Annotated in this window: 14 protein-coding genes; 13 read left to right on the forward strand and 1 reads right to left on the reverse strand. The window is 31.4% G+C overall.

Going from position 1 to position 11,177, the window contains the following annotated elements; genetic code table 11:
• Both DFR79_RS04140 and DFR79_RS04145 read left to right on the forward strand, forming a co-directional pair.
• Positions 1-837 carry a carbohydrate ABC transporter permease gene (locus DFR79_RS04140; protein WP_133514247.1) on the forward strand — a complete coding sequence of 279 codons (837 nt, stop codon included), beginning with the start codon at positions 1-3 and terminating at the stop codon, positions 835-837.
• A 67-nt stretch (positions 838-904) separates the two neighbouring features.
• Positions 905-1,765 (forward strand): ketose-bisphosphate aldolase, encoded by an 861-nt coding sequence (locus DFR79_RS04145; RefSeq protein WP_133514248.1) that lies wholly within the window; start codon positions 905-907, stop codon positions 1,763-1,765.
• 55 nt (positions 1,766-1,820) lie between these two features.
• On the opposite strand, the gene DFR79_RS04150 is transcribed toward DFR79_RS04145, so the two are convergent.
• Positions 1,821-2,609: a DeoR/GlpR family DNA-binding transcription regulator gene (locus tag DFR79_RS04150; protein WP_133514249.1), complete on the reverse strand. Its 789-nt coding sequence runs from the start codon at positions 2,607-2,609 to the stop codon at positions 1,821-1,823.
• 87 nt (positions 2,610-2,696) lie between these two features.
• Between DFR79_RS04150 and DFR79_RS04155 the strand changes: the two genes are divergently transcribed.
• The 11 genes from DFR79_RS04155 to DFR79_RS16530 all read left to right on the forward strand — a co-directional run.
• Positions 2,697-4,010, forward strand: a complete 1,314-nt coding sequence (locus tag DFR79_RS04155; protein ID WP_133514250.1) for an ADP-dependent glucokinase/phosphofructokinase — start codon at positions 2,697-2,699, stop codon at positions 4,008-4,010.
• Between the two features lie 53 nt (positions 4,011-4,063).
• The gene (locus tag DFR79_RS04160) at positions 4,064-4,900 is read left to right on the forward strand and encodes a MurR/RpiR family transcriptional regulator (protein ID WP_133514251.1); all 837 of its coding nucleotides are present in this window, start codon (positions 4,064-4,066) and stop codon (positions 4,898-4,900) included.
• A gap of 20 nt (positions 4,901-4,920) precedes the next feature.
• On the forward strand, positions 4,921-5,469 hold the full coding sequence (locus tag DFR79_RS04165; RefSeq protein WP_133514252.1) for a D-lyxose/D-mannose family sugar isomerase: 549 nt from the start codon (positions 4,921-4,923) through the stop codon (positions 5,467-5,469).
• A gap of 42 nt (positions 5,470-5,511) precedes the next feature.
• Positions 5,512-6,537 (forward strand): aldose 1-epimerase family protein, encoded by a 1,026-nt coding sequence (locus DFR79_RS04170; RefSeq protein WP_166637965.1) that lies wholly within the window; start codon positions 5,512-5,514, stop codon positions 6,535-6,537.
• Between the two features lie 140 nt (positions 6,538-6,677).
• Positions 6,678-6,851, forward strand: coding sequence for a hypothetical protein (locus tag DFR79_RS16060; protein ID WP_166637966.1), 174 nt, complete (start codon positions 6,678-6,680; stop codon positions 6,849-6,851).
• Between the two features lie 157 nt (positions 6,852-7,008).
• Entirely contained in the window at positions 7,009-7,413 is a 405-nt protein-coding gene (locus DFR79_RS04175; RefSeq protein WP_133514254.1) for a hypothetical protein, read from the forward strand.
• A gap of 194 nt (positions 7,414-7,607) precedes the next feature.
• Positions 7,608-7,979, forward strand: coding sequence for a hypothetical protein (locus tag DFR79_RS04180; RefSeq protein ID WP_166637967.1), 372 nt, complete (start codon positions 7,608-7,610; stop codon positions 7,977-7,979).
• 127 nt (positions 7,980-8,106) lie between these two features.
• The gene (locus DFR79_RS04185) at positions 8,107-9,396 is read left to right on the forward strand and encodes an IS110 family transposase (protein WP_133514256.1); all 1,290 of its coding nucleotides are present in this window, start codon (positions 8,107-8,109) and stop codon (positions 9,394-9,396) included.
• A gap of 437 nt (positions 9,397-9,833) precedes the next feature.
• Positions 9,834-10,607 (forward strand): type II TA system antitoxin MqsA family protein, encoded by a 774-nt coding sequence (locus DFR79_RS04190; protein WP_133514257.1) that lies wholly within the window; start codon positions 9,834-9,836, stop codon positions 10,605-10,607.
• A 23-nt stretch (positions 10,608-10,630) separates the two neighbouring features.
• Positions 10,631-11,041, forward strand: a complete 411-nt coding sequence (locus DFR79_RS04195) for a hypothetical protein (protein WP_133514258.1) — start codon at positions 10,631-10,633, stop codon at positions 11,039-11,041.
• Positions 11,042-11,052: 11 nt separating this feature from the next.
• On the forward strand, positions 11,053-11,177 hold a 125-nt coding region (locus tag DFR79_RS16530), incomplete at its 3' end, for an ImmA/IrrE family metallo-endopeptidase (protein WP_432207093.1).

Below are 11,177 nucleotides of genomic sequence, written 5' to 3' on the forward strand. Positions count from 1 at the left end.
ATGTATGGAAAGAAAAAATGGTATATTAAAATATTAATTATTATTGCTCTTTTATTAGGTGCGTTATTTCCTGCTTTTCCAATATTGTGGATGGTTTTAAATTCATTCAAGCCTAATCCAGAAATATTTGCCTGGCCGCCAACCTGGATATCTAAAGCCTTCAGTTTTGAACCATATATAGAGATATTTCAGAGTCCAGAAAAATTAAGGTTCTTTTTTAATAGTTATTTAATCAGTTTTTTTGTTGTTCTTCTCACTCTTATTATAAGTATTTTGGCTGCCTATGCTTTTAGCAGATTTGAATTTCCTGGCAAGGGAATTCTTAATGCAATGATTATCAGTGTACAGGCTGTACCACCAATTACTCTATTAATACCATATTTAGGATTAGTAGTAACTTTGCATTTATATAATACATATGGAGCTTTAATTTTAACCTATTTATTATTTACACTTCCATATGCAATACTGATGATGACAGCTTATATGAATACACTGCCGCAGGAGCTCGATGAGGCAGTAATGATTGATGGAGGCTCACGTTTAAAAGCACTCTGGTATGTGCTGGTGCCAACTTCTGTTCCAGGGCTGGTTTCGGTAGGTATGTATACTTTTATGAGAGCCTGGAACGAATATTTATTTGCCCTAACTTTAACAAAGACTAATGATATGCGGACAGTTCCAGTTGGTATCAGTTTATTAATGGGGCAGCATGCTTATGAGTGGAATCAAATGCTAGCCATGAGTGTCATGGGATCTCTTCCTGTACTTATCTTATTTCTTTTCTTCCAGAAGTATTTTATTGCTGGGATGACAGCAGGTTCTGTCAAACACTAGTAATTTAAATAGATCTTATTGAATCAAATAAATAAAAATGAAGTTACTAATTTAGGAGGTAATATTAATGTTAATGAATATGAAAGATTTACTTAGGGTGGCAAATGAACATAATTTCGCAGTTCCAGCATTCAATATCAGTGATTATGCGATGCTTAATGGTATTTTTGAGGCAGTTGAAGAAAAACAGGCTCCCGTTATAATTGCTATCCATCCGGATGAGCTGAGCCATACTAAGCCAGAAATAATTAAAGCAATAACCGAAAAAGCTTACAAAACCGAGGTGCCTGTCTGTATACATCTGGACCATGGTTCCTCTCTTGCTCAAATTATGCTTGCTATAAAAAGTGGTTTTACTTCAGTTATGATTGACGGTTCAAGTTTACCATTAGAAGAAAATATCGCTCTCTGTCAGGAAATTGTTAAAGTAGCCCATTCAGTTGATATATCTGTAGAGGGAGAATTGGGAACAATTGGTTCAACTGATGCAGAAGCTGAGGCTGGCGAGAATGAGATTATTTATACAGATCCAGATGTTGCAAAACGATTTGTTAAAGAAACTGGAGTTGACACACTGGCAGTTGCTATTGGTACATCTCATGGTATTTATCCTGAAGGGATGGAGCCAGAATTGCAGCTTGATTTATTAAAAGAAATAAAAACTAAAGTAGACATACCACTTGTTTTACATGGAGGTTCCAGTAATCCTGATCAAGAGATTGGCCGGTCCGTAGAGTTAGGAATTAACAAGATAAATATTTCTAGTGATATTAAGGCAGCTTATTATAATAAAATGCGAGAAGTTCTAAAAGATGGTTCACTTAGAGAACCAAATACTATTCAACCACCATGTATCAAAGCAATGAAAGAAGTTGCTTTTCACAAAATTGAGTTATTTAATACCGATAATAAAGCAAAACTATATTAAGTTTAAATTAACTTCAATAAATATAGCCAGCCCTGAATAAAGGGGCTGTCTATATTTATTCATTTTCTATAGGAACTATATCTACTTTACATCCGTGAGAATTTAAGCGGCTGATAAACATTCCATCAGACTTATTATCCGTGATTACGATATCGTAATCAGCAATGTCAGAAACTTTTACAACACCCTGTCTGGGTAATTTAGAATTATCGACCAGTAAAGATGTTTCTTCACAGTTATTAACTATGTACTCTTTAATCTCAACATCATCCACTCTTGTTTCTGTAACATATAGATCACTGTCAATACCATGACAGGATATAAAAGCTTTATTTGGTTTGAAATGTTTTAAATTATTAATTGTTAAATAACGGTAGGTAGAAAAAGTTTCGTAATTTAAAGTTCCCCCCAGGTTTATTACATTCCATTTTGGATTATTAATATTAGCAAGCTGATTTAATAATCTAACTGAGTGAACAATGAAAGTAATATTATAATTTTTTGGTATGTAGTTTGTGATATGCATTACGGTGGTGCTGTTATCCAGGAATATTGTATCAAACTCGGAGACTGATTTTGCAGCATGTTTACAGATAGCTTTCTTTTCAGCAAGATTTGTTTTTTCTCTTTCCTGTAAGGGTACAAATTCCCAGGTGTTTTTTTGAGCTGCTACTGCTCCTCCATAAGTTTTGGTCAGGAGATTTTTTTCTTCCAGGGCTGTCAGGTCTCTTCTGACTGTTTCACGTGAAGTATCAAGGATATCTACTAATTCATTAGATTTAACACTGCCATTTTCTGCTAGCAACTCTAAGATCTTATTTCTTCTATCAACAATTTTAGACATAAAGCACACACTCCCATTTAATTAGTTTATATAAGTAGTTTATCATTAAAAATTACCCTGTGTAAAATAAATTTAAGAGGTGAAAAAATGGAGATTAATAAAAAGTATATTTCAGCATTTGATAAAATAGAAAAAACAGTAGAGAAAAAAAGGAAATCTAACCAATATCCTGCGATGGGATATACCAGCAATCTTGATTTAATAAGTAATTTTAATGTTGAAAAATTTAATCAACTTATAAATGATGAATTACCTGGACTGTCTGTACAGGATCTAAAAATCGCTGACAAAATAGATTCTGTTGAAAAGTTAATAAAAACAATCGCCTATTTTTGTGTTAAGGGGATAGGTGGGGAAGTAGATATAGAAGATGAAAAACTTTTAACAAAATATTTTGATTGGGAATATGGAATTGGAGGGACTGCTGTTCAGGCAGCTATGGCTCTTGCAGCTATAAAATGTCCTTCAATAGTTCATTTAACAGAGAAGTCTAGAGAAATGTGTGATCTTTTAGCAGATCCCAATTTATATACTGTTTTAGAGAATGGGCAGTTAGCTAACACAGATCAGATTAAATCGCTGACAGAACACGAAATTCATTTTATCATTCAATTTAAAAAAGGTGACATTATTAAATTAAGTAATCAAGAAATTAAAATACCTGATTCAAATCGGCTGATAATCACCCAAACTACAATTAATAAAAAATTGCCCTTATCAACTGCTTATTTTAAGTATATTGAAGATAATGCTGAGAAAATAAGTAGTAATGTCTTATCAAGTTTTAATGTAATCGAGGATAAAGATTTGTTATTAGATAGGTTAAATTATATAAAAAACCATTTAAAGAAATTTAGAGCTAAAAACAATTCAGGAATAATATTTTTTGAAGATGCCCACTATCATAAATTGGAGATAAAAAAATTATGTATGCATAATATTTATCCAGAACTTGATATCTTAAGTCTAAATGAAGAAGAACTGGAGTATACATTAAATATATATGATTTCCCGGTGGAAATTGACAATATCAGCAGCTGTGTTGAGGGAACAAAATATTTAAGAGAAAAATTTGGGATAAAAAAGGGGGTTATTGTGCATACTAAAGACTACTCAATGTATGTAGGCCAGGATCTAAAAATAAATATAGAAGCAGGGCTGATTTATGGTAATTTACTGGCGACTGCTAAAGCTAAGTATGGACATTATGGGAATATAAAAGAAATTTCTGAGTTATTTGAGCTTGAACTTAGTCCCAGAGGGGTAAGTGCTAGAGAGACAATTGATAATAATCTGGATTCAGATAAAGTAATCATTGTTCCAACCAAATATATAGATAAACCTGAATATACTATCGGTCTGGGTGATACTTTTGTTGCAGGTGTTCAATTATGTTTTTAGTTTTTATTTAAACTATAAATTAAAGCTGTTATAATATAAATAGGTGGTGAATTATGGAAAATAACAATGATAAATCTGTTTTAGCTACAATTAAAGATAAATATGAAGATGTCTTTCCTGCAGAACAGAAAATTGCGAGTTTTATTTTAGATAATCCAGAAAAAGCAGTTAATGCAAATGTTTCTGAACTGGCTAATTTTAGTGATGTAAGTGATGCGACAGTAATTAGATTTTGTAAACACCTGGGCTATGAAGGTTATTATCAGCTGAGAATTAATTTATCAAGAGATCTTGGCAGAAAACAGATAGATGATAATCCATCAGAATCAGATTCGGTTAATAGTATTTTTAATCAATTCTCCTCAAAAATCAAAGAAATTGGAGAGATTATTTCTGAAGAGAAAATGAGAAAAGCTGTTAAACTCATAACTTCTGCTAATTTTGTTCATCTGGCTGCAGTCGGTAATACCAGTCCTCTTGTTATGTATATGGGTTTCAGATTAGAAAGACTGGGTATTCGCTGTACTTATAATAGTTTGCCCGAATATTTTTTAAATCATATTAATTTAGCCAAAAAAGATGACTTGCTTTTTGTGATTTCTCAATCAGGGACTTCAAAACATATAGTTCAAGCTATGGAACTGGCTAAAAAGAAAGAGCTTAAGACAGTCGCAGTAACAGGACATAAATATTCACCTGTCTCCAGACTGGCCGACTGTTTGCTTTTATCCAGTGATGAAGATCAACCTTTTGATTATTATAAAACCTATTCTCATCTGGGTGAAATGTCTGTGGTTGATGCTCTTTTAAATTTAGTTACTAATAAAGATAAGATTTTGGAGACTGATGCTGATAAACCAGAAATTATATTATCAGAGTCAAAATTATAAAGTCAGGGAGGATAAACAATATGCTAAATTCTGAAAAATTGACTGAACTTAGAAAAAAGACCATTAATTATTTTGACAAAGCCCATATTGTATTAACTGAACAGGAAAAGAAAAATATTGAAATTGCTGATTTTGGGCTTAATGATCTAAAAAGAACGGGTCTGCAGCTGGTTACTTATGTTAATAATGATCGATATTGTGCTAAAGAGATGGTTTTGTTCCCAGATCAATGCTGTCCTGAACATAAACACCCGGCAAGAGAAGACGGTGAGCCAGGAAAGCGGGAAACATTTAGGTGTAGATATGGAAAGGTTTATTTATATGTTGATGGTGAAAGCTCAGGTGATTTAAGCACTAATCCACCTGCTGGAGAAGAGGAATATTTTACTGTATCAAAAGAAATTGTTTTAAATCCAGGAGAACAATATACAATAGATCCGAATACTCTGCACTGGTTTAAGGCAGGAGAAGTGGGAGCTGTGGTTTCGGAATTTTCTTCTAATAGTGAAGATGAATCAGATATATTTACTGATCCCAGAATAAAAAGAATTCCTGATTATGAAGAATGATTTAAAAATCATCTTTAATTATCCGCAAAGAAAGGAATTATGATGAATCTATTTAATAGAGATTATTCTATAGAAGACTTACGTAAATATTTTGGAAGTTTAGAACAGTTAGCTGGCTTAAGAAAATATAGTTTCAGTCAGGGAAAAGCGAAGAACGTTGAAGTAGTAGAATTTAGAACAGGAAGTGGTTTGAGATTTGAAGTTTTAGTGGATAGGGGTTTGGATATTGGCCTCTGTGAATTTAAAGGGATTCCAATTTCTTTCAGATCTTCTGTAGGAGAAGCTTCTCCCTTTTTATTTGAAGCTGAAGGTGATCAGTGGTTTAGAAATTTTTCTGGTGGGCTTTTAACAGGTTGTGGTCTGACTTATCTTGGAGCTCCTGATATAGATCAAGGTCAAAAATTAGGACTGCATGGACGAATAAGTAATATACCTGCTGAATCTGTATCAACTTTTGAAGAAAAAGAGGGAGAATCAGTTTTTTTAAATCTTAAAGGTAGGGTTAGGGAAACCAAAACTTTATCAACTAATTTATTATTGGAAAGAACTATTTCTGCAGAGCTTGGTAAAAATAAAATAAGGATTCATGATACAATAACAAATGAAGGTTTTACAGAAGAACCTTTAATGTTTCTTTACCATATTAATCTTGGTCATCCTTTAGTTGACAAGGGAACAAAGTTGCATTCCGATTCTTTAAATGTACAAGCGAGAGATGATATTTCTGCTAGATATTTAAATAATTATGAAACTTATTTAGGACCAACTCCTGATTATCCAGATGTTGTTTTCTATCATGATGTCCGGGAAAATGAAAATGGGTTTTGTGAAGTGAGTTTAAAGAATACAAAACTGGGTCTGGCATTTAAACTAAAGTATAGAAAAGAGAATCTTCCTAATTTTGTGCAGTGGAAATATACCAATCAGGGGAATTATGTGACAGGTTTAGAACCCTCTAATTCCAAAGTCGAAGGTAGAAGTAAAGCGCGAGAAGAGAAAGAACTTGAATATATTGAACCTGGAGAACATAAAGAATATTTTTTAGAAATGAGCATTGAAGAGTTATAATAAAATATTAAGAATAGTTCTTATGGTTTCGCCAGGACTATTCTTTTTTAATTGTCATCAAAATAATTATTTTACTTTATTTCCAATTTATTCTATGATATACTTTATATAGAATAAATATTAGAAATGGAGGAAAATTAATGCAGAAACAGTTTGATGTTACAGCTCATAACTATGACTTTGTTTTTAAAGATTCTTTCAATCTTTTTAAGAACGATATTTCTGATTTTTTAGAGGTAGAGCTGCCTGGAATTGCCTCTTATCTGGAAACTGAATTTGCTGAGATTGAAACAAATTTAGAATTACTTGATTAAATTTTATGCTGCAAGATAAATCAATTCTTCACTTAGAGAAAGAAGCAGAAATTTCTGTTTCGGATTTAATTCGTTTTGCCAGTTATGACCTAAAGTTGTATAATAGGTATAGAGACAGAGTTCGGACGATTATCTTGATTTAATATTTCTTCCCTTAATGAATAGTGATCAAAAAATAGTTGAACGGGTTAAAGAAACTATTGAGCTGGAGAAAAAACTGGAAGTAGAAAGTAATTTAAAAAATAATCTTGTTGCAATGACTTTTGTATTGAGTGATAAATTTTTAAGTGATCAGGAAATCTCAGAAATATGGAGGGATTACAAGATGGTTAGAATATTTAAGTATGCAGAAGAGCAGGGTAAAAAAGAGGGGATTAAAGAGGGAAAAAAGCAAGGAGAAAGAGAACTTTTTAAAAAATTTATTAAAGGTAATTTTGAAGGCTGCGATGATAAAATTATGGAATTAATTGATCAGGCAGAAATAAGTAAAATAGAAGAGTTAAGTGAAAGAATTTCTAAGATTAAGGATTTAAAGGAATTAGAAAAAGCATTAAAGCAGTAAGGATTGTAATAATTGAGTGTTAACTCCTGGTGGCAAAAAAGCTGCCGGGATTTTTTATGCAACATAGTTTGACATTATGTTGCGATATTAATACATAAGTTATTATATGATAACTTATATTGATAAATATCGCTAAAAGTAGTATAATAATTATGTAGTGATAATAATGAGCTTAGAAAGCAGAGGTTTAAATTATGTCATTAGCAGATAAAGCAAAGATAAATAAATTTTTATCCCTGATGCGAGAAGTAATAGGAAAAATTAATGGTTTTCATCTCATAGATAGAGAAAAGAATTTAAATTCATTATATAAACACGGTTTAACAATAGATATAGCTAAATTTTATATAGAAAATTTGGCGGTTAAAGATTATTGGAAAGGTCCTGAACCTGATGATAAAGAATTTAATAATTATGAATGGTGGTTTTTTGCCAGAGAAATTAATACTGCTCTTGGAAAGACATTGTTTTACATAAAAATTAGAATTGAAACCAGGGGTAGAGAACAGATTATATGTTTATCTTTTCATGAAGCAGATTATCTTATTAAGTTTCCTTACAAATAATTAATGATGAATCGAGGAGCATTCCTGTAATGAATAAAAATCAGTATCGACAAAAAAATACCTCCCTGATATAATACGGAGTATCAGAGGTCAGTCTGATCTCTAAAAAATCAGGGAGGTATCTAATATGAATTATACTCAAAACGAAAAGATTATGCAAGTAAAAGTTTCAACACTGGTAGTTGGGGTGGATATCGCAAAGAACAAACATGCTGCTCGATTCTTTGATTTTAGAGGCATAGAATATGATAAGGCAATCTTTTTTGAAAACAATGAAGCAGGTTTTAAAAAACTTCTACACTGGATTAAAAAAGTAAGTGAGAAGGAAAATAAAACTAGTGTAATAGTTGGTATGGAGCCTACAGGACATTACTGGTTACCCTTAGAAGAATATCTAAGAAGAAAAACAGATTTTTTGAGGGTAGTGGTAAATCCAGCTCATGTTAAAAAGAGTAAGTCTCTTGATGATAACTCACCAACTAAAACAGACAGAAAAGATGCTAAAGTCATAGCTAAACTGGTAATAGATGGCAGATATTCAATACCACATATGCCGGAAAAAGAATATGCAGATCTAAGAGTAGCAATGACTCACAGGGAAAGACTGGTTAAAGATATTATAAATCTTTCAAATAAAATTCAGCAACTGATAGACAAATATTTTCCTGAATATCAAACTGTTTTTAAAAAATGGAGTGGAAAAGCTTCAGTTGCAATTTTAAAAGAACTATTTTTGCCTGAGTTAATACTTGAAAAAACTGAGGAAGAAATAGTCGAGATTTTCAAAAAAGGTGCCAGTAGAGGTGTGGGTATTAAAAGAGCCAGAAAGCTCAAAAAAGCAGCTTTAAACTCAATTGGTATCAAAGAAGGTGGAGAATTCACCCGGTATGAATTAAGGAATTTACTTGAGCAGTATGAGCTTTTAAACAGTCAGAAAGAACTGCTTGAAGAAAAAGTAGAAAAGCTATTTAACAGTATGGAAGAAGCTAAATATATGGAGTCAGTAAAGGGTGTAGGGATAATTACAGTGGCTGGTTTTATTGCAGAAGTTGGGGATATAAATGATTATGATCATCCCAAACAGATACAGAAACTTGCAGGTTTAAACTTAAAAGAACACAGTTCAGGTAAACATCTGGGTCAAACCAGGATAACTAAAAGAGGAAGACCCAAATTACGAGCATTACTGTACAGAGTAATGCTGCCGATATTAGCTAAAAATCAGGAGTTTAAACAGCTACATGAATATTATACTACTCGGAGGAATAATCCTTTAAAACCAAAGCAGTCAATGATAGCCCTGGCCTGCAAATTGATTAGAATATTTTTTGCACTTGGACAAAAACATGTTATGTATGATGGTGAAAAGTTGATGAACGATATTGATAGAAATTTAGATTTACAGGAAGTAGCTTAAACATTAATTGTATTGTTTTTAATGAGTTGATAAGTTTATTGATTTAAGAAAGATTATTTAAAGTTGAGTAATAGAACTTTGAAAGAGGAAGACTGGATTAGCCGGAAATTATTTATTCCATTAGGGCTTAACAGAAGTTAAGACCCCGTCGAGGAGCAGAGCCGGCCTCCACCCATGGGAAGGTAGAACGAAGGAATGTTGGGACATAGATCCTGGGAGATATGGGAGGTAAGACCACCATGGTCTTGTGGAGATCCAAAGCGACCATAGAGGAATTTTTTAGAAAAAAGTTAGATTTTTAATCAGGTCGTCTCTATATTTCCATAAATTAATATTTATGTCTTAAGTTTCTACTTTTCTAATTCAAAGAAATATGAAAAACTGCGAATAAGCGAGTATTAAAGAGATAACTTTAATTTAAAGAGGGAGGAATTCAAATGCAAGAATCAAAAGATATTGATAAATTATTTTGTGATAAATGTGATGACTTTGTGGAATATGACATTGAATCAGTAAAAGAGAGTAGAAATATATTAAATCAGGAAGAAATCGAAATAAAAGCTAAAGTAGCTGTGTGTAAAAATTGCAAAGAAAAACTATTTCATGAAAAATTAGATAAGGAAAACCAAAAAAGAGCGTTTGATAAATTTAGAGAAAAGAAAAGTATTTTATCTGTAAAAGAAATAAAAGATATTAGAAAAAAATATAAATTAACTCAGAAAGAAATGAGCAGACTATTAGGCTGGGGAGAAATAACTTATCATAGATATGAAAATGGTTCTTTACCCGATCAATCCCATAATAATCAACTAAGATTAATTAAAGAAACATCTAACGTTAAAATTTTACTGAAAAACAATTCAGATAATCTCAGCAGTAAAACTATCAAAAAACTGAATAAAAGACTTGAGGAAATGATAGCTAATAAAAACAAAGTGGAAGTTACTTTGCCGGAAGAATTATATAAACAAATCAAGATGAAGGCCGAAAAAGATAAAATGAATATATCTGAATATCTTCTCTTTTTAATAACTAAGGAAAATGCTGCTGATAAAGCTGAAAAAGAAAAAAATAAATTGAAAAAAGAAAGTCAAATGTCAATTTTAAGATATAAAACATCACCAGCAGCAGTTTGGAATCAAAAATCTATATCTGAAGAAAAAGTTAAATATAAAATTAAAAATAAGAAAAGCAAAATTAAATCTTTATAATTTTTGGCTGAGGGGTGAATATCATGAGTTTTATTAATGTAGCTAGATATCCTAAGATAAATTTGATTAACATTGACTTCAATTATTTAGGGCTTGAAGACGAAATAGATCAAAAAAATATAGATCTTAAAATAACAGATGAAGTTATTGTAAAAGATTATGATGAGAATTTTGTTTATTTGACTTTTATTAGAAAAGTATTTTTTAATCCCGAAATGTTTTATAATATTTTAGTAGAATTAAATGTAATTTATGAGCTTAATGAGGACTTTGCAGATGATTTAAATATGGATAATCTAGAAAAGGAAATTGAAGAAGATAGAGTAATTCTCGCTCCGGTATTAGAAAAAGTATCTCTTTTAATCGGGAATATTACAAACATTGATGACGATTTGACTATAATTACTCCTCCTTTTTTTCAGAAAGATGAATAATAAGTCCATTTATTTTAATTAATATTAATACATCGCCAGTCCGCCAATATTTTACTGCAGCTCATGAATATTATCATTTAAAATATAATGTTAATTTAAATGGAAAACAGAAGTCGCTAGAGAAAGAAGCTGATAC

The sequence above is a fragment of the Halanaerobium saccharolyticum genome, from assembly GCF_004362045.1.
Classification (GTDB): domain Bacteria; phylum Bacillota; class Halanaerobiia; order Halanaerobiales; family Halanaerobiaceae; genus Halanaerobium; species Halanaerobium saccharolyticum_C.